The organism is Alkalihalobacillus bogoriensis ATCC BAA-922, assembly GCF_000621445.1.
Classification (GTDB): Bacteria; Bacillota; Bacilli; order Bacillales; family Bacillaceae_F; genus Bacillus_AO; species Bacillus_AO bogoriense.
Genome location: NZ_JHYI01000010.1, coordinates 64,998 through 89,100, shown reverse-complemented (window position 1 = coordinate 89,100; position 24,103 = coordinate 64,998). Strand labels below are relative to the sequence as shown.

22 protein-coding genes are annotated in these 24,103 nt (G+C 36.9%); 6 read left to right on the top strand and 16 right to left on the bottom strand.

All coding sequences use genetic code 11. The annotated features are described in order from the left end of the window. The first annotated feature begins 181 nt into the window (after positions 1 to 181). On the top strand, positions 182 to 1,180 hold the full coding sequence (locus T323_RS0102660; protein ID WP_026671900.1) for an LLM class flavin-dependent oxidoreductase: 999 nt from the start codon (positions 182 to 184) through the stop codon (positions 1,178 to 1,180). A gap of 245 nt (positions 1,181 to 1,425) precedes the next feature. On the opposite strand, the gene T323_RS0102655 is transcribed toward T323_RS0102660, so the two are convergent. Together T323_RS0102655 and T323_RS0102650 are read right to left on the bottom strand one after the other, a co-directional pair. After that, positions 1,426 to 2,367, bottom strand: coding sequence for an LLM class flavin-dependent oxidoreductase (locus T323_RS0102655; protein ID WP_026671899.1), 942 nt, complete (start codon positions 2,365 to 2,367; stop codon positions 1,426 to 1,428). After that, on the bottom strand, positions 2,364 to 2,672 hold the full coding sequence (locus tag T323_RS0102650; protein WP_051556323.1) for a DUF3219 family protein: 309 nt from the start codon (positions 2,670 to 2,672) through the stop codon (positions 2,364 to 2,366). Before T323_RS0102650 ends, T323_RS0102655 begins: the two co-directional genes overlap by 4 nt. Positions 2,673 to 3,666: 994 nt before the next feature. Between T323_RS0102650 and T323_RS0102645 the strand changes: the two genes are divergently transcribed. After that, positions 3,667 to 3,960, top strand: coding sequence for a hypothetical protein (locus T323_RS0102645; protein WP_026671897.1), 294 nt, complete (start codon positions 3,667 to 3,669; stop codon positions 3,958 to 3,960). After that, the gene (locus tag T323_RS27750) at positions 3,960 to 5,138 is read left to right on the top strand and encodes an OmpA family protein (RefSeq protein ID WP_051556322.1); all 1,179 of its coding nucleotides are present in this window, start codon (positions 3,960 to 3,962) and stop codon (positions 5,136 to 5,138) included. Before T323_RS0102645 ends, T323_RS27750 begins: the two co-directional genes overlap by 1 nt. A gap of 325 nt (positions 5,139 to 5,463) precedes the next feature. On the opposite strand, the gene T323_RS25770 is transcribed toward T323_RS27750, so the two are convergent. The 6 genes from T323_RS25770 to T323_RS0102610 form a co-directional block, all read right to left on the bottom strand. Then, positions 5,464 to 6,195, bottom strand: coding sequence for a ThiF family adenylyltransferase (locus T323_RS25770; RefSeq protein ID WP_051556321.1), 732 nt, complete (start codon positions 6,193 to 6,195; stop codon positions 5,464 to 5,466). Between the two features lie 5 nt (positions 6,196 to 6,200). Further along, positions 6,201 to 6,440, bottom strand: coding sequence for a molybdopterin converting factor subunit 1 (moaD, locus tag T323_RS0102630; RefSeq protein WP_026671896.1), 240 nt, complete (start codon positions 6,438 to 6,440; stop codon positions 6,201 to 6,203). Continuing rightward, positions 6,433 to 6,897 (bottom strand): molybdenum cofactor biosynthesis protein MoaE, encoded by a 465-nt coding sequence (locus T323_RS0102625; RefSeq protein WP_026671895.1) that lies wholly within the window; start codon positions 6,895 to 6,897, stop codon positions 6,433 to 6,435. The genes moaD and T323_RS0102625 overlap by 8 nt, the downstream gene beginning before the upstream one ends. 18 nt (positions 6,898 to 6,915) lie before the next feature. Then, positions 6,916 to 8,184: a molybdopterin molybdotransferase MoeA gene (locus T323_RS0102620; RefSeq protein ID WP_035177455.1), complete on the bottom strand. Its 1,269-nt coding sequence runs from the start codon at positions 8,182 to 8,184 to the stop codon at positions 6,916 to 6,918. A gap of 180 nt (positions 8,185 to 8,364) precedes the next feature. Beyond that, the gene (locus T323_RS0102615; protein WP_505579016.1) at positions 8,365 to 10,290 is read right to left on the bottom strand and encodes a molybdopterin biosynthesis protein; all 1,926 of its coding nucleotides are present in this window, start codon (positions 10,288 to 10,290) and stop codon (positions 8,365 to 8,367) included. A gap of 12 nt (positions 10,291 to 10,302) precedes the next feature. Continuing rightward, positions 10,303 to 11,535: a molybdopterin molybdotransferase MoeA gene (locus T323_RS0102610; protein WP_026671892.1), complete on the bottom strand. Its 1,233-nt coding sequence runs from the start codon at positions 11,533 to 11,535 to the stop codon at positions 10,303 to 10,305. Positions 11,536 to 11,666: 131 nt separating this feature from the next. Here T323_RS0102610 and T323_RS0102605 point away from each other — a divergent pair, with 131 nt between their 5' ends. Then, positions 11,667 to 11,942: a ubiquitin-like small modifier protein 1 gene (locus T323_RS0102605; RefSeq protein WP_026671891.1), complete on the top strand. Its 276-nt coding sequence runs from the start codon at positions 11,667 to 11,669 to the stop codon at positions 11,940 to 11,942. A gap of 6 nt (positions 11,943 to 11,948) precedes the next feature. Next, positions 11,949 to 12,209, top strand: a complete 261-nt coding sequence (locus T323_RS0102600; RefSeq protein WP_026671890.1) for a MoaD-like domain-containing protein — start codon at positions 11,949 to 11,951, stop codon at positions 12,207 to 12,209. 257 nt (positions 12,210 to 12,466) lie between these two features. On the opposite strand, the gene T323_RS0102595 is transcribed toward T323_RS0102600, so the two are convergent. Next, a complete protein-coding gene (locus tag T323_RS0102595) occupies positions 12,467 to 14,290 on the bottom strand; it encodes an aldehyde ferredoxin oxidoreductase family protein (RefSeq protein WP_026671889.1) in 1,824 nt (607 codons plus the stop codon). A gap of 167 nt (positions 14,291 to 14,457) precedes the next feature. Between T323_RS0102595 and T323_RS25765 the strand changes: the two genes are divergently transcribed. After that, positions 14,458 to 15,435 (top strand): ThiF family adenylyltransferase, encoded by a 978-nt coding sequence (locus T323_RS25765; RefSeq protein ID WP_051556320.1) that lies wholly within the window; start codon positions 14,458 to 14,460, stop codon positions 15,433 to 15,435. On the opposite strand, the gene T323_RS25760 is transcribed toward T323_RS25765, so the two are convergent. The 7 genes from T323_RS25760 to T323_RS27745 form a co-directional block, all read right to left on the bottom strand. Beyond that, positions 15,432 to 16,166 (bottom strand): ATP-binding cassette domain-containing protein, encoded by a 735-nt coding sequence (locus tag T323_RS25760; RefSeq protein WP_373279314.1) that lies wholly within the window; start codon positions 16,164 to 16,166, stop codon positions 15,432 to 15,434. The two genes, T323_RS25765 and T323_RS25760, sit on opposite strands and share 4 nt — an antisense overlap. Before the next feature lies 1 nt (position 16,167). Next, positions 16,168 to 16,860 carry an ABC transporter permease gene (locus tag T323_RS0102580; protein WP_026671888.1) on the bottom strand — a complete coding sequence of 231 codons (693 nt, stop codon included), beginning with the start codon at positions 16,858 to 16,860 and terminating at the stop codon, positions 16,168 to 16,170. 17 nt (positions 16,861 to 16,877) lie between these two features. Then, positions 16,878 to 17,720, bottom strand: a complete 843-nt coding sequence (locus T323_RS0102575) for an ABC transporter substrate-binding protein (RefSeq protein WP_026671887.1) — start codon at positions 17,718 to 17,720, stop codon at positions 16,878 to 16,880. A gap of 519 nt (positions 17,721 to 18,239) precedes the next feature. Further along, positions 18,240 to 19,586: an extracellular solute-binding protein gene (locus T323_RS0102570; RefSeq protein WP_026671886.1), complete on the bottom strand. Its 1,347-nt coding sequence runs from the start codon at positions 19,584 to 19,586 to the stop codon at positions 18,240 to 18,242. Positions 19,587 to 19,708: 122 nt separating this feature from the next. Continuing rightward, on the bottom strand, positions 19,709 to 20,470 hold the full coding sequence (locus T323_RS0102565) for a response regulator transcription factor (RefSeq protein WP_035177451.1): 762 nt from the start codon (positions 20,468 to 20,470) through the stop codon (positions 19,709 to 19,711). Continuing rightward, the gene (locus T323_RS0102560; RefSeq protein ID WP_026671884.1) at positions 20,463 to 22,205 is read right to left on the bottom strand and encodes a sensor histidine kinase; all 1,743 of its coding nucleotides are present in this window, start codon (positions 22,203 to 22,205) and stop codon (positions 20,463 to 20,465) included. The genes T323_RS0102565 and T323_RS0102560 overlap by 8 nt, the downstream gene beginning before the upstream one ends. 279 nt (positions 22,206 to 22,484) lie before the next feature. Beyond that, on the bottom strand, positions 22,485 to 23,735 hold the full coding sequence (locus T323_RS27745; protein ID WP_051556319.1) for a L,D-transpeptidase family protein: 1,251 nt from the start codon (positions 23,733 to 23,735) through the stop codon (positions 22,485 to 22,487). Positions 23,736 to 24,103: the final 368 nt, after the last annotated feature.

Below are 24,103 nucleotides of genomic sequence, written 5' to 3'. Positions count from 1 at the left end.
CGTAAGCATTTTTATCGCCTCCTTATCCGTTAATCTCCCCAATCAATCAAAAATTATGAACTATAAAGTTATACTGCAAAGGTAAAAAGATAAAATTAATAAGCATCATTTATGCGTTGATTTCAAGAACCTGTTATACTACTTTCTATGTTGAGGGCTTACCTTCATAAGGAGGATTTTCATGAATAAAACATTACAACAAACAAAATATTCCGTACTTGACCTTGCTCCTATATTAGAAGGTCATACAGCGGCAGATTCTTTTCAAGACAGTTTGAAATTAGCAAAAGCGGTTGATCAATTGGGTTATCATCGATATTGGCTTGCTGAACACCACAATATGCCTGGCATCGCAAGTTCGGCTACTTCTGTTGTTATCGGTTATATTGCTGGGGGAACATCAAAGATTCGTGTCGGCTCAGGTGGGATTATGTTACCAAATCATGCGCCGTTAGTCATCGCAGAACAATTTGGAACATTGGAGTCGATGTATCCTGGACGTATTGATTTAGGTTTAGGACGTGCACCAGGTACTGATCAAATTACTGCACATGCATTACGAAGAAACCATCGCAGTGACGGTAGTGATTTTCCAGAACAACTTGAAGAGTTGCGAGATTTTTTCAGTACGGAACCTAAACGTGTTCGTGCCATTCCAGGAGAAGGACTATCGATCCCCATTTGGTTATTAGGTTCAAGTGGGTTTAGTGCAAGATTAGCGGGACAACTCGGTCTACCATTTGCGTTTGCGAGTCATTTTGCTCCAGAGTATTTACTTCCCGCACTCCAATTATATCGTGATAACTTCAGACCATCTGACGTATTGGACAAACCTTATGTCATGATTGGTGTGAACGTTATAGCTGCAGATACAGGAGAAAAAGCAAAATGGTTAGCTTCTTCCCAAGAGCAAGCCTTTTTAAATATCATTCGTGGAAAATCTGGAAAACTCCAACCGCCTGTTGAGCAGATGGATACAGTGTGGAATGTACATGAACAAACGTTAGTAGAAAAGATGCTCACTTATTCTGTTGCTGGCGATGCGTCAACTGTAAAAACAAAGCTACAACAATTTTTGAATGAAACCGAAGCAGACGAAATGATTATCAATACCCATGTGTATGACCAAACTGAACGGATTCGTTCTTACGAAATTGTATCGTCTATATTCAAGTCTTAAGAAAAGAGGAATAGCGGAATGGATGTCGTGTACTTAATCTTATCGGACATTTTTTCCGCTATTTCATTGAAATACGTGTCTTTTTTAGTTTTTACGGACATACGTTCCGCTATTTGACGAGAAAGAGTGAGAAAACCACTCTATTTGGTAGACATAACTACAGATGTCCGTAAGCATTAACAAAATATTGTCTTTTGTGAAATTTGCGGAACAAATGTCCGAGCAGCAAAGGGAATGCTCCCTTTTCATTTTACAAAACATTCGTTAGCAAGCAATTGGAATGACTGTAATCGGTCCAATGGATTATCTGTATTCGTCACAATCATCACTTCATCTGCTTGATATTGTTCCACTAGCTTTTGTAGTTTTTCTTTCACAAACACCGGGTCACCAATCACCATTTTTTCCTTTTTCGCTTCTAGCTCTTTTTGACTTGTGTTCACATTTTGCGAGGCAAACTGTAACGACCTCGTCGCAATTGCTTCTGCTTCCGCTTTCGTATGAGCACAAATAACGGACACCGTTAAAAGGAGTTGTTGTTTTTCCCCTTCTTTCCTTGGTCGAAATCGATTTTTATAAAGTTCAATACATTCCTGTACGTCCTTGTCACTCATAAATAATCCGAAATTATATGCGAGTCCTTTTTCAGCTGCTAATATCGCACTCTTTTTACTAGTCCCTAATAGCCATGGAACAGGTGAAATATCGGGAACAGGAGATGCTGACAAACTGGAATAATCATGTTCAGCAAATGCCTCATTGTCCAAAAAAAGAAGAAGTTCAGTTATGAGTTTAGGCATGTCCCATACTTGTTGTAAAAATCGGTCCGATAAAGCATTTGTTGCTTCTGCTGAGCCACCAGGAGCACGACCAATTCCAAGGTCGATTCGATTCGGAAAAAGCGTGGCTAACATATTAAAAAGCTCAGCAACTTTATAAGGTTTATAATGAGGTAATAAAATCGCCCCTGCTCCGATGCGAATTTTTGATGTATGAGCTCCGATAAAGGCTAACAAGACTTCAGGAGCCGGACAGGCTAATCCACGTAAATCATGATGTTCCGCGACCCAATACCTTGCATACCCTAATTGTTCTGCTTGTTGCGCTAGCTTACACGCTTCATACAACGCATCTTTCGCAGTTTGTCGATCAAAAATGGGACATTGATCTAATATACTTAGCTTCACAATTTGTCCTCCGCCTCTTCAGTTGGTGCTTCCTGTAAACATAAAGTAAACTTCCCGATTTCACCGGATTTATATAAATTAGTCAGTGATGTAGAGTATTGAATAATTGACCCTCGGAAACTAATATTTTCTTCTATAAGATAAACATCAAACGTCTGTTCATACAACAATGTTGTGACATCGTGATAGTCTTCACTTTTCACATCAAACCCAAACGAAATTGTGATTCGATTATCTTTTTTCTCATAATTATATTGCGTGGCATTGATTACTTTTTCATTTAATTTAATTTGTTGTACCAACACGATCACAACCCCTTAAACCGTTTACTATATACCATTCTCGCTAAAAAAGACGTACTTCCTGTTCGTCTTTTTAGTATAACTCAACTTTCTAATCTTAAATATTCATTGTAATATCTTCGGTATCACGGACATGTCTTCTATCAATTAAGTTCCTAAAAAAAACGCGGAGCGCCTTTTCGTGCGGAGCCCTGCCCGCTTTTGACAGTGAACCCATAAGTGCACATCCCATGTCTCATTTTTGCGGTCAGAGCAGCCGTTATTTGTGAACATAATACTGGTTTCCGTTTTTTAGCGGCCACAGGCGCGCTTATTCACGAAAATGCAACTCTATCCCTAGCTATATATTATGATTAACTGCTCCTGTGTCCACCAACATTCCAAAACGCTAGCAATGTTCACAGATAAAGGTTTTCATGGCCGCTTACTTATCATAAACAACAAAATCGCTAACCGCAATAAACCCGACCCAAGTGTTGAATGTGTCACTTGACTCTTTTCTTTTCAAGCAAAGGTCGGAGCCCTGCCCACTTTTGATAGTGAACCCATAAGTGCTCTTCTTGAGGAGAAACACACAGGTGCGAAAGCCTTCGCTCTTCTAAAATGAACTTTCTAAGATTCACTGTTATACTATACCAAATTTTTATGCTTTCCTACATATTAAAAAATCTTCAACATTCGTATATTATTGCTAAGAAAACACTTGCGAAACACTGAAACTACAATACTCATTTTGAACTCTGAAAGTTGAATACGAACAATAGTCCTATCAACTTGTATTACAAAGAAAACTTCATTAATTCTAATGAAATGCAGTCCGTTAGGTCTTTTGAATGGAATTTATCTTTATCAAGAGTATTGATTTTTTTATAATAATTATTGTGTATAATCAATATGGTTGAATTTACCAAAAGGTTTAAAGAGCACGAACAGAACCGACTAGTAGAGATTGTTATTACTAAAAATAACAATGAATAAGAATGTTTAGGAGGATGAAATGTTAAATAGTCAGACTTGTTTTTGTATGTACCTCGTATTTTTTACTAGCCTTTTAGTTGCTTGCTCAAGTGATAATGAAAACATTGTTGCTACAACTGAACAGGAGCAAACTGTGGAAAAGATAGTGGAAGAGATTACCGCTGACGATGAGGGAACAGTTGTAATGGAAGCTCTTGAGAATGAATCTAAAGAAGTGATAGATGAAGAGATATCACTCGAAGGCAAAGTTTTCATTGAAGAAGACCGTATTCGTGTACAAGGTACTACCAATCTTAAGAAGGAACCGTTTTGATGGGGAGGTTGTTTCATAGTCCTTTTTCTGATACAAAAAGAGGGTCTACAAGAACAAATAAACACGAACTCACTACGGTAAATGCTGATGGTACATTTGCGATGAACTTTCTTTTTTCCGAATTTTCTCATCGAGACTTTCTGGAAGTATATGACCAAAGTGATATTGAAGTATTAGTTGAAGTTCATACGCGTAGCGGTAGTCGTCAAGACGATGAAATATTAGCTGTTTACGGTGAATATGGAGAGAACTTCACTGGTCCTTTTGTACATCAATATCAATATAGGAATGGTGTCATGCAAAGAATATATGCGCCAGTACATGTTTTTATTGGGGACGATGTTACAGAATATGAAATAACAGCTCCAAATTGGGAGCCTTTACCTGATGATTATGGAGAAACCGAAATTTGGATTGACATTGACATTACAAACGACCACCGTTTTTTTTATGTTAAAGGCAAATCAAACTTATTGGAAGGTACAAAACTAGAAGGTGGTTATTATTCTAATCCAACTAGACTTCAACCTCAAGATACTTTTAGAAATCTAACATTCGTTCTTCCTGATGGAACATTCTTACTTCGAGTAGCGTATCGGGATATCACAGAAGAAGGCTTTATTTATATCCATAGCAGAGGGGATTTTCAACACAATCCTAGGAACACTGTGCGTGAAGTCTACGGTGAAAATTTTGAACACTTATCAGGAGACTATGTGGTCGCACATGAAGATGGTGCACAAAAAATTGAAATTACTTTTGCGCCAGAGTTACCACAAATAAATGTGCCAAATGAAGCTGAAATTACAACGGAAGATGAAGAAGTTAAAGTACAAGTGCCAGATGATGTTCTTTTTGGCTTTGATAAAAGTGAATTAAAGCAAGAAGCACAGGATGTTCTAAACGAACTGATTGAACTCCTACAAGGACTTGATAAAGGTACAGTAATTGAAATTAATGGTCATACCGATAACCAAGGAGATCCCAATTACAATATGGATCTATCAGAGCAAAGAGCAGCTACTGTGGAAGCCTATTTAAATGAGTATGGGGACTTGAGCCATCTTTCTATGACAACCAAAGGGTATGGACTAACTAAACCAATTGCTTCGAATGAGGATAAAGAAGGACAAGAACGAAACCGTAGAGTAGAAATTGTCATTAATCCAAAGGAATAAATGAGGTCTTTCCCATTCGGTTTTTCAATTGAATCGATGTCTTGAAGATTTAAAAGTATTGATTCACATAGGGTCATGTCTCAAAAAATTACGATTGAAACTTTCACTATAGTCGAATTTTCTTTATCTTAAATTAAGTTCAATAGGTGCCAAGAATAAAGCCCTTCTGAACTGTCGTTAAGAGAATATACAATAACGCCTTTTTAATGTAAAAAACATTCAAAGGCGTTTATTGTAGTCTAAATGAGAATCAGAAGGAGTAGAAAGATACACTACATCAAGATCTACCCTGCCCATTTTAGCCCGCGAAAGTTGAGTTATACTATTAACCATGTTTTGATGCACAATCTACGCACCGATCTTGTAGTTCATTAATGGACATTTCTTCATGAATATTATTGAGAGGGTCTATTGTTAAAATCTGTTTCCGAATAACAGCATTTTTTTCAACTAAGAACTTAATAACATCCATCGCTTGATACGACCCGATAAGATCTGAAGTTACAAAGTCATTTTGTTTCGAGTCGTTCCACTGATACTCATGAAGTACACAATTAAGACAAGTCGTTTCTCCGGGAAAAATAGTCATTTTCCTGCCTTTCCCATCGATAATCCCCCCAAATACTAACGGAATATTCTTTAGAAAACAAAATTCATTACTAACGCAAATAACTTCTGGATTCGTGTTTCCAACTACAAGTATGGAGACATCATCAGCTTCATGAAGTAAAGTTTCGATGGAAAGCTTTGATTCAATGCCTTTAATCGAAATTGTAGAGTTAATCATGCTAAGGCTATGTTTGGCGGAAACTACTTTTAATTGCCGGTTCTGAACATCTTCTTTGCTAAATAGCAAATTATGTTGTAAATCTATTGGTCGCACGTAATCAGGATCAAAAAGTGTGATTCGACCAACTCCAGCTCTAGCTAGATGATTGGCCACAACAGAACCGGTCGAACCTAAACCAATAATCGCAACATGACTATGACAAATCTTTCGTTGTCCCTCTTCACCAATATGACGATAGAATACTTGCCGGGAGTATCGTTCAATCATGGACATTATCCTCCGCTAACAGGAGGGATAAAGGCAACCGTATCATTTTCTTTAACAATGGTAGTTCGTTCTACTAATTCTTCATTTACAGCAATCATTGAATTCGCAAGTTCTGCTTCAATTGCAGGGAATTGTTTCGTAATTTGTTCGATTACATCATTCACTGTCATGTCGACACCGGCAATCTCCACTTCATGCTGTCCTGTTTTTTCTGCTAATCCGGCAAAAAATAATACGTTAATCATGTTTCAACTCCTCTGGCTTCCCGCTAGGATAGGCTACTTGTTCTTTTTGATCTCCAATCCACATTTCTCCATCTTCCCAATGTTCTTTTTTCCAGATAGGAACAATTTCTTTGATTCGTTCAATCGCATATCTTGATGCTTCAAAAGAATCCGCACGGTGCGGGGTTGATACAGCAATAACAACGGCAATTTCACTAATATCTAATCGGCCAATTCGATGCGTAATAGCCGTTTTCGCTTCCGGCCATTTTTGTTGAATTTCTTCGCCAATTTGTGCTAGTTTTTTTTCTGCCATTGGTACATATGCTTCGTATTGCAAATATAATGTTTTCTTTCCTTTTGTTAATTCTCTAACCGTTCCAATAAACGTATTAATCGCTCCGGCATTTCGGTCTGCCACTTTTTGAACGACATCATCAATGATTATCGGTTCATCCGTTATTAAAAAGTTTTCCATTTACTAAGTCTCCTCTGTTTACTGTGATTGTTCAATTGCTCTTTCCAATCCTTGTTCTAACCACAATATCGTCACTTCTTCACCTTTGCTTATAGATTTTGTTCTAGCTGGAATGAATAAAAAGGCGTTAGCTTCGACTAAAGCAGAAATAATATCTGATTTATCTCGTCCGACTGAAGAAACAAAAATATCACTGCCGCGAATCTCAGCTTTTGCTCTTGTAAAACGCGCAAATGGGTTACCCATCGTAATGTCATGCTCTAATATTGCCTTTGAGCGAGGCAAATGCACCATTTCAGCTCCTAACGCTGTTTTTAAAACAGGTCTTGCAAAAAGTTCAAAACCGACATAACAAGCGGCCGGGTTTCCAGACAATCCAAAAATCCATTTCTCTTTCCATGTCGCTACCGTTGTTACACTACCTGGTCGCATCGCTACTTTATTAAATAAAACTGTTGCCTGTAGCTCACGTAAAATATCTTGGACAAAATCAAAATCACCGACAGAGGCGCCTCCTGTCGTCACAAGGTAATCCACTTCTTCAAGAGCTTGAACAACAGACGTGTAACATAATTCATAATCATCTGGCAATATCCCATAATACTTCGGGATCGCTCCTACGCTTACGATTTGACCGAGCAACATGTATGAATTACTATTTCTTATTTTCCCTGGTACTAATGGCTCATCCACTGATAATAACTCTGTTCCTGTAACGAAAACACCGATTACTGGACGTTTATATACTTTCACTTTGGCATATCCAAACGTCGCCAATATCGATAACTCACCTGCAGCTATTCGGCGTCCTTTATGAACGATAACTACATCTTTTTGAATGTCTTCACCGACAAACGCAACATTTGTCCCTTTTTCAATCGGACGATTGACGGTAATCCATGTTTCATCGTTTTTTTGCTCTTCTTTTGCAATTTCTAACGCAACTATGGCATTTGCCCCTTTTGGCATTTGTGCACCTGTCATAATTCGAATCGCTTCACCTTTTTGAACGATTGTATCTGTCACATCACCCGCACCAATCCTGCCAACAACTTTACATGAGATTGGCTCTTGAAAAGAAGCATTCGTTGTCTCTTCTGCAATAATTGCAAAACCATCAAACGAAGAGCGGTCAAAAGAAGGGACAGGATGATCTGCGACAACATCTTCAGCTAAATATCGCCCCATTGCCTCATCTATTGAAACCATTTCTGTTTCACCTTGTTTCGTTCGTTCCATAATTTTATGTATCGCTTGTTCTACATCAATTGGTTTTCTCTCTTCCATACTATATTTCTCTCCTTTTACTCCAAGCATCATAACATTCTTACCTATACTTTATCTTTTTCTTGGTCTTTTTTAAAGTAAACGGAGAAGAAAGTGATGGCTAACTCGTGAAAAAAAGAAAATTCATTCGAACAAACGTTCACATTTAGTGATTAATAACGCTAGAAAACAGTCGCTCAACTACCCGCTCGTTTCGTAAATAACTTCACCGATATTCTCAAAGCGGTACCCTCCTAATGATTCCAGCTTTTGACGAAATGAATCAGACTTCATTACACGTAGTAAGATTTGTCCTTGTTCACTCTCATAAAAAGCCTTCGTCATAATAAGGTCATAAGATTCATAAGCAACAGGAATAAAATCAAGCTGTAATGCTTTCGCCGCTGAATAAACGCCGAGGCCAGTATCAGCTGAGCCTCCTTTTACTGCAGCTGCAATACTTAGATGAGTATACATTTCTCGGTTATAGCCATGGATGGAATCAGGCTGGATATTCATCGTTTGAAGAAAAAAATCAAACAGCAACCGTGTCCCTGCTCCTCGTTGGCGATTCACATATAACAAATTGTGACGAACAATATCTTCAATGGATTGAATGTGTTTTGGATTTCCTTTTTGTACAATCCACCCTTGCTCTCTTTGCAAAAACTTAACGACGACTACATTGTCTTGCTTTAAATATTTTTTAATAAATGGAATATTATACTCGCCCGTATCGCTATCAAGTAAATGAACACCAGCGATATGGGTTTCTCCTTTTTTTATTGCCATGATGCCCGCCATGCTTCCTGTATGAGACGATATAACTTCGTTTCGTATATCGTCTTCCTTTATAAAAGATGCGAGCACATCAAGGGAAAGGTCATGACTTCCAGAAAATAATATCGCTTTTTTAATTTGCTCGACCGGCTTATATAATTCAACTTCAACTGAAGTTCCTTGCTCAAACCCTAAACTTTGACTTGGAACAACGAGTAGACCATCCGCACGAACGAGTGACATCGTGACACCTGCTCCTCGGTTTAATGGATTTGCAATATAACGTCCATTTACATATCCAATATTCATTCGAATAAAGTCTTCTGACCCCATCGTAGAAACAATCCTTCTTCCTAATTGAACACTCAATGTCTCACGCTTTGGCACTTGTACACCTAAATACTCACAAATCAGTGGTTGAACAAACCACTCTAATGTTAAATAAGCGGAAACGGGATAGCCAGGTAACCCGATAACAATCGTATCTTTTACTTTTCCTAACACAACAGGTTTTCCGGGACGGGTCGCTACGCCATGAGTAAAGACTTCTCCAAGCTCCGCTATCATATGAACCGTATAATCTTCTGACCCTGCAGAGGACCCCGCATTTACGATAACAATGTCTGCCATGTCTACAGCTTCCAATATCGCTTTTTTTAGTAACTCAGGATTATCTTTTATAATCCCTTTATGAAAAGCAGTTCCTCCCCATTGTTCAATATAACTATGAAAAACAGTACTGTTAAAATCGATGATATCTCCTTTTTTCACATGTAATGTAGGTTCAACAAGTTCATTTCCGGTTGGAATAATCGCAACGATTGGCTTTTTGACAACCGCAACCGTCGTCATTCCTCCAGCAAGCAGTGCCCCTAAATCAACAGGACGTAATGTATGGCCTTGCGAAAATAACATTTCACCACTTACGACATCTTCACCGACAGGACGAATATGTTGCCATGGCGCAGCAGGTTCAATAATTTCGATTGTCTTATTTCCACGCTCTTGAACATGCTCAATCATAATGACAGCATTATACTCATCTGGAATCGGGTCGCCTGTATCGACATAATGAAAATCGATTCCTTCAATGAGCTGTTTCGGATTTTTTTCATGAGCTCCGTATGTCGTTTCAGCATGAACTGCAATTCCGTCCATCGCAGAAGCATGAAAATGTGGCATGGAAAGTGCAGCGTATATAGGCTCTGCAGTCACACGTCCCCTCGCTTCTACTGTTGGAATCCATTCCACGTCTCTCTTATATTGAAAATTATTTAATAATTCTACTAATGCCTGTTCTCTTGGTTTATCCTCTAAGTAAATGATTCTTTTTATTTGTTCTTGCAAAAGAATGACCTCCTATCGAAATAAATAAACAGAAGCTACTTCACCTTCTGTTATACCTTCTTTTTCAGAAGGAATTTCCACAACTCCATCACTGTCTACCAATGTAGATATGAGTCCTGATTTCCCTAACACAGGGTAAGCGATCCATTTCTCTTCTTGCTTTTCTAATCGCACGCGAATATAATCTGATCGTCCTGGGCTTGATGGGAGGTTTTGGGTTATCGTTGCTTTTATTTCAGTCGGTAATTCTCTTTCTCTTGAACCATTTAATCTTTGAAGAAGGAGCTGTCCAAATAATTTGTAAATAATGACGGCTGATGCCGGATGTCCAGGTAATCCAAGTACCGGCTTTTTATGTGCTACTCCAAAAATCGTCGGTTTACCAGGTTTCACTGATACACCATTCACTAACACACCCGGGCTTCCTAATGCTTGTATAACATCAGTAGTGTAATCCTTTGTTCCCACCGAACTTCCTCCAGATAACACTAGTAGGTCAACTTGGTCAAATAATTCTTTTGCTTTCGAAAAAAAAGATTCATAGTTATCCGAGACAATGCCCCCATAAATGACATCAGCCCCCCATTCCTTTGTTAGTGCTGTTATTGTTAAGGCATTGATGTCTCTTACTTGTCCAATTTGTAAATGCTTTGTATTATACGGCATAATTTCATCACCTGAAGATAAATAGCCGACTTTCACTTTGCGATACACAGAAACAAAACGGGTTCCTACAGCCCCTAATATCCCTAATTCTTGCGCGCGAATTCTCGACCCTTTTTGAATTATGATATCTGTTTCTTTCACATCTTCACCAACAGAAATAATATTCTCTCCTAGTGCTACTTGTTTATAAGTATTTAATAAACCGTCTATGTTTTCACAATGTTCAACCATGATTATACTATCACAGCCTGTTGGGACCATTCCTCCTGTTGGAATATACATCGCTTCACCACGATGAAGAGGAATTGTTACTTCTTCTCCCATTTGAATTTCATGTGTAATCGTTAAAAACGAAGGCATAGACTCTGATGACCCAAATGTATCTTTTGCACAAACCGCATAGCCATCCACAGTGGAACGAGCAAAACTTGGAACATTTTCTTTTGCCACTATGTCCTCAGCTACTATATATCCAAATGCCTCGTCTAAAGAAACTGAAATAATATCTCTGATCGGAAAAACAGTGTCTTTCATGATTTGTTTTGTTTCTTCTACTGTTTTGACATCATAAAATAACATAGAAAGAACCTCCTTGCTCATTTAGTATAATCGTTATTCGGCCATAAGTTTTTATAAAATTCTAAATCATTGAAATATTAATAGAAATTCATTATAGTCATAGTTAATAGAGAAAAAAAGAGGTGAATGCATTGGAAATTAAAGTTTTCGCTAACTTTCGTGAAATATGTGGGGCTAAGATTGTCACTGTGAACGCTACAGATGGAGATTCCATCCTAGCTGTTTTAAAACAATTAATCACCCTATTTCCGAAGATGAAAGATGAACTATTTACGGAACAATACGAATTAAAACCGATGAACCATGTCTTTATTAACGGAAAAAACATTATGTATTTAGAAGGTCTTCAAACGACAGTAAGTAAAAAAGATAAAATTGCTCTTTTTCCACCAGTGGCCGGAGGCTAACGACATATGCCAACGAAACAACTTGAAATAAGAGGCATCCATCGACAAAATATTATCGACTATATTTATCAGCTTCATGGAAAAGAATCAAAGCCTAACCATTATCAAGGTCCATCATGGACATGTACCGTTTCAAAAGAAAAAACAATTCGATTCTTCCAATCTGATATTCCTGTTGTTTTTGTTACATTTTGGTCAGATGACAAAGATGTTCTTGAAACGATTTTAAAGAAATTTCGTTTAAAAACCTTTCGAGCTGGTGGCTGACGCTCCTTTTACGGACTTTTGTTCCGCTATTTCATTAGAATCCGTCATTTTTCAAAGGCTAACGGACATCTGTTCCGCTATAGTTGAAATATACAGTGAGCTCTCTCTCCTTTTGGTTCAATAAAGGAAAGTATGTCCGTAAGAAATGAAAAAGATCCTTAATCTATGAAAATAGCGGAATAACTGTCCGTTACGATGTAGCATAACGCCCTCTCTTTAAAAGGAGGGCGTTATGAACGTTGCTCACGATTCTTTCATTAAGCACCAATCTCAGCAGGCGGAATATCTAACTCTTTTAATTTTTCAGGGGGAACCGTTCCATCTTCCCACCCTCTAGCAGCATAGTATTCTTTTAACATCAAGGCGAGATGACTAACTTCCCCTTCAGAACCGCCTTGAGCTGGCTCTGTTAAAAATCGTTGTGGCAATGTATCTGTTGTGCCATCAAACCCTGCTAAGTTATTAAAATATCGTTCTAAATTATAAACCCGCTCGCCAATCTTTAAAATGTCATCTCCAGTTACATCAATCCCAACGACAGCAGAATACTGTTCTGCGTAATGATCTGGATTTTCTGCAAATGCCGAGAACTTACATAAATCTAACGAATCAGAAAAAGCATGAATGTCTTGGAATATTTTTAATAGTTCGCCTTTTCCTTCTGGTTCGAGTCGGTTTGTCGGCTCGGGAATGCCAGCAATTTCACTTGCTACTGTATATCCCCGCAAATGACAGGCTCCACGATTACTCGTCGCAAAACCTAAACCAATTCCTTGAATTCCACGAGGGTCATAAGCTGGTATTGCTTGGTTTTTCACAACCATTGCCATATTCACATCACCGAAGTGTTTTGCTGCATGCCCAGGTCCATCAGCTAAAATATCGCCAATATCTTCACGGTTAACGATTTTTTCAACCCAAGCAATCATCGTATCGACATCACCCCAGACTAACCGGTCTTCAGTTAATCCTTTCTCATAAGCTTCCATTGCAGTTGAAAACGCATTACCGAGTTCTATTGTATCCATTCCGTATTCATTACAAAGATTAATGAGAAACGCGACCGCTTCTTTATTGGAATGGCCACAATTTGGACCTAACGCCCAAGCGGATTCATACTCAAAACTTTCAACTCTAGTTTTATATTTACCCTCTTTCACTTCAACCTCGATTTTACAGGCAACAGGACAGGCGTGACACGTAGGGTCTGCAACTTTCAGCTCCATGTTAACGCTTTCACCACTGATCTGATCAGCCGTATCCCACGTTGTGACTTGCGAGTTCTTTGATGGAAGTGCACCAACTTCATTTACAATATTCATCAGTACATTTGTTCCGTATACAGATAATCCACCTTTTTTCGGAGCAGTAAGTGCCCCTTCCATAATCGCTTTTAATCCATTTTTAATGGCGGCTGGATATTTATCTGGTTGAGCGGGTTCTGGCATATTGCCTTTTTGCGCGGCTTTAATGACGATAGCTTTTAAATTTTTGGAACCAGCGACAGTTCCTGTCCCCCCACGTCCAGCAGAACGGTCATGTTCATTAATCCAACTTGCATATTTGACTAAGTTTTCACCAGCTGGTCCAATCGCCATCACACTTGTATCTTTTCCATATCTTTCTTGCAGGGTTGTTACCGTAGATCTTACCCCTTTACCCCAAAGTTCAGATGCATCTCGGATTTGTGCTTCGCCATCTTCCACATACAAATAAACAGGGGTTGTACTTTTACCTGTAAAAATTAAATTATCAAATCCTGCCCACTTTAAACGTGCGGCAGTCCAGCCTCCCATATGGGAATCTGTAATTGTGCCAGTTAACGGAGAGCGTGTTACGGTACATAAACGTCCACTCATATGAATTCTAGTCCCTGTTAAGGGTCCAGTCATGATGCATAGCATATTTTCTGGAGAAAGTGGGTCAACGTTATAGATTTGATGATCCATTAAGTACTTCACACCTAATCCTCTTGCTCCCACATATTTTTTTGCATCTTCTTCGTTGATTTTTTTGTATTCAATTGAACCTTTCGACAAATCTACCCAAGCTTCTTTGTTTTTGTAACCACCTAGTTTCACAATATCCCTCCTTCACTAATTTTGTTTTGTATTTCTACAAAAACTTATCAATTCCTTCAATATTTAGAATATTGTTATAATAATGGTTATAAAGAAGGAATTATGATATTCTCATACTAATATTACTAGTCGAATTTTCCAATTATTCTAAAAAGGAGTAATTATTTATGGATTGGCTTTTATCCTCCCCATTCGTTGGAAAAACCGTTACGTTAATTGGAGTTGGTGCATTAGGGACGGTCATTGCAAGTCACTTAACAAGAGCAGGAATTGGCACACTACGCCTCGTTGATCGTGATTTTGTAGAAGAAAGTAATTTACAAAGACAGCTGTTATTTGATGAACAAGACGTGATTGATCATATTCCGAAAGTTATTGCAGCGAAAAATAAGTTAGAACAAATTAACTGTGCCACAACCATTCATCCTTTTATTCAAGACGTAAATGCCAATACGATTGAATCATTAGTGGAGAAAAGTGATATTATTATTGATGCCACAGATAATATGGAAACCCGATTTCTTATTAATGAAGTAAGTATTAAACATAATATCCCTTGGGTCTATGGAGGGGCCATTCAATCAAGAGGAATGTTTTGCTCCATCATTCCAACGAAAACTCCATGTCTTGTTTGCTTGTTTCCAGGAAACTATCAAAGTCACGGAGAAACATGTGATACGGTTGGAGTACTTGGACCACTAGTTCATATAATCGGGACTTACCAAGCAACAGAAGCTTTAAAAATAATGACTAAGCAATACGACCTTGTGAATGTCCATTTAACTCAGCTTGACATATGGGAGTTTGATTATGACCAATTACCCGTTGAGCGAAATCCAAATTGTCCTTGTTGTGTAGAAAACGAATTTCCTTTTCTCGAAAATAAAGGTGAAAACTATTATTTCGCACAGTTATGTGGCAAAGATAGTATTCAAATTACTCCGACGACCGAATTGAACATCAATTTTCCTTTGTGGGAGCAAAGATGGAGAAAATTAGGTCGTGTCATTCGTACCCCTTTTCTAATAAAGCTTTATTATGAAGACTATCAACTTACTTTGTTTCAAGATGGTAGATTACTAATAAAAGGAACACAAAACGAAGGATTAGCAAAAAAGCTTTATTCTCAATTCATTGGAAATTAAAAAGAATAGAGCTCTTTCCATTTTTCAAGAAAAGGAGTGGATTGTCGGTTTGGTGAATGTAAAACGTCATGAGTACTACCGAATTGTTTCATCTTTCCATCAACAAGTACACATAGTTTTTTTGTAAGGTGTTTAATTTCGATTAAGTCATGACTAACAAAGACAGTGGTCGTCTTTGTTTCCTGTAAAATATCCTTTAGTTCTCTTAGTAAAACTGCCTTAGTTGGAAAATCTAATGCGGAGAACGGTTCATCTAGAAACAAAACTTCGGGAGATAAAATCAAGGCTCTTGCTAAGTTCACACGTTGGGCTTCCCCACCTGATAACGTTTTCGCATTCTTTTTCGCTAAATGCAAAATATTAAATTTTTCCAACCAAAAATATACATCTTCCTCTATATCCTTTTTCGGTTTGTTGCGAAACCGTAATCCAAGCGCGACATTATCATATACTGTTTTATTGAACAATAGTGATTGTTGCATCACAATGGCAAATTTTCGTCGTAATTGAAGTGGTACAGTCGAAGCTTGTTTTTGTTTTCCTTTATAAAAAACCGTCCCATGACTTGGTGTTTGTAGAAATGACATGACTTTCACAAGTGTACTTTTTCCAGCTCCATTAGGACCAATAACACCAATGATATCCCCTTGATCTAAAGGAAAATATTCGATATGTAATAAACAATCTTTTTTCGTCTCCACTTTAATTTGATGTAACTCAAGAATTTTCAAATTACGCACTCCTTTGCTGTAATGATGTCAGAATAAATGTAATAAGGAAGGCTAATGCCATCAAGATAAACGAGAGGGCAATCGCAATTTCAAAATTTCCTTTAGACACTTCCATTACCATCGCAGTAGTCAAAATTCTAGTTTCTCCTTTTATATTCCCTCCTACCATCATCGCTGCCCCTACTTCTGCAAGGACACGTCCAAAACCAGCCATAACCGCAGCTAAAATCGCCAGTTTCAATTCTTTTAGAAGGAGAATGACCATTTGCAGTTTTGTCGCACCCATCGCTTTAATTTGTAAGAGCATTTTAGGATCGATTTGTTGAAAAGCGGCAGACGTTAATCCAATGACAATCGGTAACGAAACGAGCACTTGAGCCGCGATTATCGCCTCAACCGTATATAAAAAACTGAACTGACCTAATGGACCTGAACGCCATAATAACATCGTGATGTATAACCCAGCGACAACCGGCGGTAACCCCATTCCGATATTAACTAGAACTAATATGATTCTTCTCCCTGGAAAGTGCGTCAAACCTAAAAACACACCTAATGGTAAGCCAATACATGTACTAATAATAATAGCTGTAAAACATACTCTTAATGTAGTTAAGGTGATATGAAGGATTTCTTTATCTCCCTGTACTATCATTTCAACCGCTTTTTGAAACCCTTCAAAAAATAAGTCCATGTTACACCACCACAAGCTTATTCAGTATACGGGAAAAACAATGATTGACCGTATTGTTCAATCCCAAACTGTTTTATTCTTTGTTGTGTATCTTTCCTTACTAGAAAGTCAACGAATTGCTTTGCTTCTTCCTCATTTGCATATATATGTTTATCGGCATTCACTTGCATGACATGATAAATATTCATGAGCAATTCTTCACCTTCAACATGGATAAGCATATGCTCCATCGTTCGTTGATGTGATAAAAAAGTAGCCCGGTCTGTTAACGTATACCCTTCTTTTTCAGCAGCAACCTGTAGTGTGCTTCCCATTCCTTGTCCTGTTTCGATATACCATTTTTCAGTATTTGGAACAATAGAAGCCTTTTCCCACAATTCTATTTCTTTTTGATGTGTACCTGAGTCATCTCCCCTCGAGATAAATGGAGCTCCGGAATCAGCTATCGATTGTAAAGCAGCTATAGGTGATGTTCTGTTACTTTCGGCTGGGTCACTTTGAGGACCAACAATGACAAAATCATTGTACATCACCCGTTTTCGATTGATGACATCTTCACTTTTCACCAGTTTTTCTTCAGCTTCCGGAGCGTGAGTCAATAACACATCTGCTTCGCCCCGTTCTGCCATGGCTAACGCTTGACCGGTACCAACTGCAATCGTTTTTACAGTTACTCCCGATTCTTCTTCAAAAATAGGGATTAGTTCATCTAATAACCCACTGTCTTGAGTGCTTGTTGTTGTTGCTAGAATAATTTCAGATGTATGTGTAAGCGCATTCAATTCTTTATGATTGCATCCATATAAACAAAGCAACAAAAAGAAGAGTAGTCCTTTAATAAAAAGTGAAAACAGCTTCATCCGTTTATCCCGGCCCCCTATTAAATTTGGATAATAATTAATTTTCGGTTTACTTCCATTCGATTCCTGCAAAAATAAAAGACTTATTAAAAAGATAATATTGGTTACACAAAAAGCGTATCAACGCACAACTTTTACAACGAAGAACTTCGTATTCGTGTTACTATTTTCATATTTACTTCTTTTCAATCGCATGTGAATGGTTTTCTCGTCTCTATTGCCAATGAGAATGTACTAATTGTCGTATTCATAATCGTTACGGACATCTATTCCGCTATTCCATGTAAAATAAGCTTTTTACGATTTCTTACGGACATATGTTCCGTTACTTTATCAATAAAACAACAAAATCACCTTGTTTTTCTACAGTAACGGAACCAGTGTCCGATAGCATTCGAAAAATCTAACTTTTTATCAAAATACCGGAATCGATGTCCAATAGCTGAGACTAAGCCTCAACCAAAGACAGACGAAAGACCCCGCCTTTTATTAGCGGGGTCTTTGAGCTAGCAGATTTGCTTATTCTTCACTTGATAGTGCTTCCTCATGTTTTTTTGCATAATCTTCTGGACTAATTTGTTCTCCAAATAATGATTGAATTAAATTTAAATGCTCTTGTGCTACTGTAGGACTCATCTGTACGTCAGCATATAACGTAATATTACTCGCATTGCTTAACTCATTTAACACATCAATATACATTTGAGGTAAATCTACTGAAGATGTATCTACTTTCGTCGCAGGAATAACACCAGCATCAGTAACTGAACGTTCGCCCCATTTTTCAACAAAAAACTGAACGAATGCTTTAGCTTCCTCTTTTACCTTTGAATCTTCTGATACAAACAACCCAACACCAGGTCCACCAACAAAACTATTAATGTCTCCCTTACCACCTTCTACTGGAGGGAATTTAAAGAATCCAATATTATCTTTAAATTCTTGCGGTACATCTTCATTTGTTGTGTAGTTTGGCAACTCCCATGATCCCATTAAATACATAGCCGCTTGCTCATTCATAAATGGACCTTTTGCTTCGTCATTTGAAAGACCATTAAACCCTTTAAGGAACCCATCCAACTTTACTAAGTTTTGGATTTCTTCTGCAGCTTGAATTAACGCAGGATCTTCAAATGTTCCAGTTCTGTTAATTGCATTAGTTAATGTTTCTGGTCCACCGATTCTGTCAGCCAAGTACATATACCACATTGAACCGGTCCATCTGTCTTTATTTCCTAATGTAATCGGTGTAACGCCATTTTCAGCAAGTGTTTTGACAACGCTTACAAATTCTTCATATGTTTCAGGAACTTCTACATTATTATCAGCAAAAATTTGTTTATTATAATAAATTGGCGCAATATTAAGCTCTAACGGTAAACCGTAAGTTGTCCCGTTTAAAGCATATGCTTCTGTCGTTCCAGCAATAAAGGACTCTCCAAGCTCTCCTGAAATCAAATCATCAAGAGAAGCAAACTTATTTCCATCGACATATGGCTCAAGGAATCCTGCAGCCCATGTCATCCCAACATCTGGTAACTCATTTGAAGCAGCTAATATTTTTAATTTCTCTTTGTATTGTTCATTTGACAGAATTTCAGTTTTTACTTTTACATTAGGATTATTACCTTCATATTCAGCAATGATGTCTTCAACGATCATATGGTGTTGCTTCGAACTTCCCTCTGGCCATAAGTGCATAAAGTTAACGACCACTTCCTCTTCAGTTTTCGAAGTCGGCTCTTGATTATTTCCTTCTGAATTCTCTTCGGTCGTATTTCCTTCTGAACTTGAGCAACCAATCAGGACCATTGCCATAAATAAGACAAGAATCCCTAATAATGAATGCGCTTTCTTTTTTGTCATTCTAAAAGCCCCCCTAATTGAATGTTTATTATTTTTCCTTACAAGTAAAGTGTATCAATAGTTTGGTTAAGGAGTAAGGTAACAATGATTAGGTAAAATTCCACTATTTTTGGATGTTATCTTTATTTTCGTTTGTATTTGCTAGGAGTCACACCTTCATATTCTCGAAAGATTTTTATCAAATATTTAGCTGAGCTATACCCTACTGCTTCTGCCACCTCTTCTATTGATAAATCCGAAGTTAATAATAAATTTTTGGCTTTTTGTATTCGTATCCTCGTTACATACTCACTAAAGGTTAGATTTGTTTGCTCTTTAAAAAGAGCACTAAAATAACTCGGATTTAAATGAACATGTTGAGCTACTTCTTTTAGGTTAATTGGTTTATTCACATTTGCATTTACATATTGCATAGCCTTGCTCACAGGCTTATCCGATTGATCATTTAATTTTAAGTGAAGTAATTGTGCATCCATCACTTTTTCAATAATCGTTAATTTTTCATTTTTTTCTTCAACTTGTAATGCCTTCTCTACTTCCTCTACTAATTTTTGTTTTGAAATCGGCTTTAGTAAATAGTTAATAACTCCAAGTTCGATCGCCTCTTGCGCATACGAAAAGTCAGAGTGAGCACAAACGATTAATGTAACAGGAAACAAGCCTTTTTGTTTTAGTAGCTTTAACATATGTAATCCAGTAATTTCTGGCATACATATGTCAGTAATTAGTAAGTGGACCTTTTTTTTATCGATCCATTCCATCGCCATTGTTGCATTCGGTGCAGTAATGATTTCATACTGTCCATTAGACCATGACTCTAATGTTTTTTTTATTCCTTGTAGAGTGAGCGGTTCATCATCAACAATTAAGATTGATTTATTCATCACCAACACCTCCGTTTAGCGGTAATTCAAAAGTACAACAAGTCCCTATATTTTTCTCACTAGAAATGATAAGCGGTTGTATCTCTACGTCTGTATAATAAAGCTTCAAACGTTTATAAACATTAGAAAGACCAATACCACTTCCACTTGAATCCATAGTAATGCCCGAACTCATATGTTTATTGATTTCCTCTACTTTCGATTGTTCCATTCCTTTACCATCATCTGTAACAAAAAGTTGCAATGTGTTTGCATCCTTTGATTTTTGGACAGTCATTGTGATCTTTCCTTTTCCAACTTTGTTGGCTACCCCATGAATAATCGCATTTTCAATAAGAGGTTGAATTAATAGCTTTGGAATTTTCACAGTTTCATACACATTTGGAATATGAATATCCCATGTAAAGCAATCTAATCTAAAGTTCATAATTTCCATATATTTTTCAATATGAGAGATTTCTTCTTGTAATGTAACCCACTCATTTTCCATATCATTGTCAATTGTATACCGAAATAAATCAGACATTGTGATAATTAATTCTGCTAGTTTTTGATCCCCTTTAGCATCTAAAGACCAATATATTGCGTTTAACGTGTTATAAAGAAAATGAGGGTTAATTTGGGATTGGAGAGCTTTTAATTCTGTCCGGCTACGAATAATTTCTTTTTCATAAACAACTTGAATTAAATGATTAATCTCCTCAACCATTTGATTATACGTCGTATTTAATTCATTAATCTCTAACGTTGAAGAGTGTTCTAAATTTAGTAACAACTCTCCTTTTCTTCTCTTTTTCATCGCTCTTGTTAGTTTGAAAATCGGACGAGTAATCATAGTGGATAAAAAGTAAGAAATAACGAGAAATAAGAAAAAACCAAACACTCCTGATATAAATGTAGCTGTCCGCAAATCAGACACCCCTTCTAACAAGGCATCAATAGGAGTTAAAATGACCAACTCCCAACCAGTTTCACTAGACGTTTGTCTTACTTTTATATAATCATTTTCATGTAAAGGGATAATTGAACCTTCATACGAAAAAATAACATCAATATCACCAGGGTAACTAGAGGTAATCGGACGTTCATTTTTATCTCGCAAAATCATAAATTCATCTTTATTGGACTTTCTCTCATTATGTATCGCAAAATAATGAGGGTCAATTTGCATTAGTAAATAACCACCATCTTTAAAAGATTCATTTATTAATCGAACTTGCCGGATAGCTAAAAAATGGTTAGGTAGATTTGGATCGTTTCCGATCCAGACAAGCCCCCCTTTTGCACGTTCAGCTTCTTCTATCCAATGCTCATCGATTCGGTTCGTTAATTGAACATCATCAAGAGGTATAAGCTTTTTATAATCATTTGTATACACTTCGATTGAAGTGACTCCACTTGTATAAGATTGAATTTTATTCACTATATCCATTAGGGTTTGCTTTTCTTTAAAACTAGGCATTTCTCCCTTAGTATGATTGAAGAGAATTTGTTGTACCTTTGAATCTGTCGCAGCTTGGATACTTACCGTCTTTAGTTGCTGATATAATGAGTCAATTCGACCTGTGGCTTGTAATGCTGTTTGTTGAATTTGTTTTTCGGCTTTATCTTTTATTAGCTCAGACACAATGCTATATGTGGTCAGACTAACAAACATTAAAACGATGACCATGGCTACTAAATATACGACAAGGATTTGATTACGAAGATTGTTGTATTTTCTCCGTATTTTCACAGGCGTCAACCCTTTCTACCTTCAAGTCATCGGTTTTCATTCTTCCATAGCAATAGTGAAATCGCTTTCAGTAAATAAATTATACCAATAATAATCCTAGTTTGTATAGCCAATATACAAAGTTTTGTTCATAATTAAAAACACTATAAGAAAAACGCGGAGCGTCTTTTCTTTGCTTTCAAAGCTTCACTGTTACACCAAAATTTTTATCTTTCAAAAAAAGGTTGTCTCAGAAAGAAAAAGATATCTTTCGAGACAACCTTCTATTCTTATATTGTATTAATTGCTAACAATAAGTACAGGTGTTTCAACTGGTAAATTAGAATATAACCATTGCACATCAGCATTATGCATTCGTATACACCCTAAACTCACATGACCGCCAATAGAGCCCGGTTCATTCGTCCCATGGATCCCGTACGTTGTTCCACTTGTTCCTGGAACATTTAAACCAAGCCAATGACTTCCTAGTGGATTTTGAGGATCACCACCTGGAATGCTTTTTGTACTATACCACGGTTTTTCGATTTTATTAATAATCTTAAATTCACCTTCAGGAGTAAAAGAAGGGTCTTTGCCCGTTCCTACCGAAAAACTTTTTATTACTTCGTTATTGTTGTAAACGACGAGTTGATTACTAGATTTGTTGACTGTAACACTATAGCCTACTTTACCGGTGTTCTCTGTTTGCTTAACTGATTGTTGAGGTAACTGTTCATTTTTCTTTAGTTCAGAAGGATGTGGAATTTTCAATCTCATTCCATACTTTAAATCATCGGGATTATTCATTCCATTATGTAGTGCCAACGATACAACGTAATCGGTAGTTCCATAATACTGGTTTGTTATGTTTAATAATGTTTCACCTTTCACTACATCATGTTCCGTACGGAATTGCGGGTCTGGAATATTTAATTTCATCCCTGTTTGAATTTCTTTTTCTGGATTTTGAATATTATTAAAATTGGCAATTTTCTTTTGTTTATCAGCTGAGTTGAAATAAGCTAATGTAATAGATTCCAATGTTTCTTTTGCTTTTACTTCATGAACAACAACTTTATTTGCTTGAACTTCTTCAACCGGTTGTTGTTTTTCTTTTGGTTTTGTTTTTTCTTTTTCAGCTTTATTATTGCTATGTTCTACTTTTTCTTTTCCCTGTTGTTTTTCTTCTTCATTTTTATTATTTTCAGTAGCTGTATTTGTTTCATTAGGTGAAAGTTCATTACTTTTTTGAATAACCTGTTTATGATTGAGTAATTGATGATTAGAAGATTGTCTTATAGGTTTTGATATAGCTTCTTCTATTTCGATTTCCTCTCCTTTTTCATTATCAACCACCGTAGTACTTGGTTGTTTGTCAGCTTGTACAGCATCAATGATTGTTGTTGTGGCTAAGCCAATACTAATCGTTGTAACAATAACAACGATTACTGAGAATAGCAGATTTGGTCTTTTTTTCTTTTTTCTTCTTCTGGAACGCGGAACAAAACTTGCTTGTTGTACGTCTACTTCTTTTATTTCGCTCGACATTCTCTTATCCCCCTACTCTTGCCTAACATTCAAAAGCAAGGTCATTATATCTTAATAATCGAGTAAAATATGCAATTTTTGACAAAAATAGGTCCTCACAGAACAAAAATATATCATTCTCACTAAATAAAACAATAAAAAAACAAAGAAAATAGCTAACTTATACTAGGTTTTAAGTCTATTTTAGTGATGAAACGACAAAAACCCTTTACTTAATTAAAGGGTTTTGAAAAAATAATAGAATATTAGGAATTAGTTTCCGTTTTAAAGCAACATTTGAAGCACTAACCGTTATTATATGACTATTTATTTCCATTATCCAGAACATTAATTGAACTATATTTAATATAAAAAGAATAAATGGACTC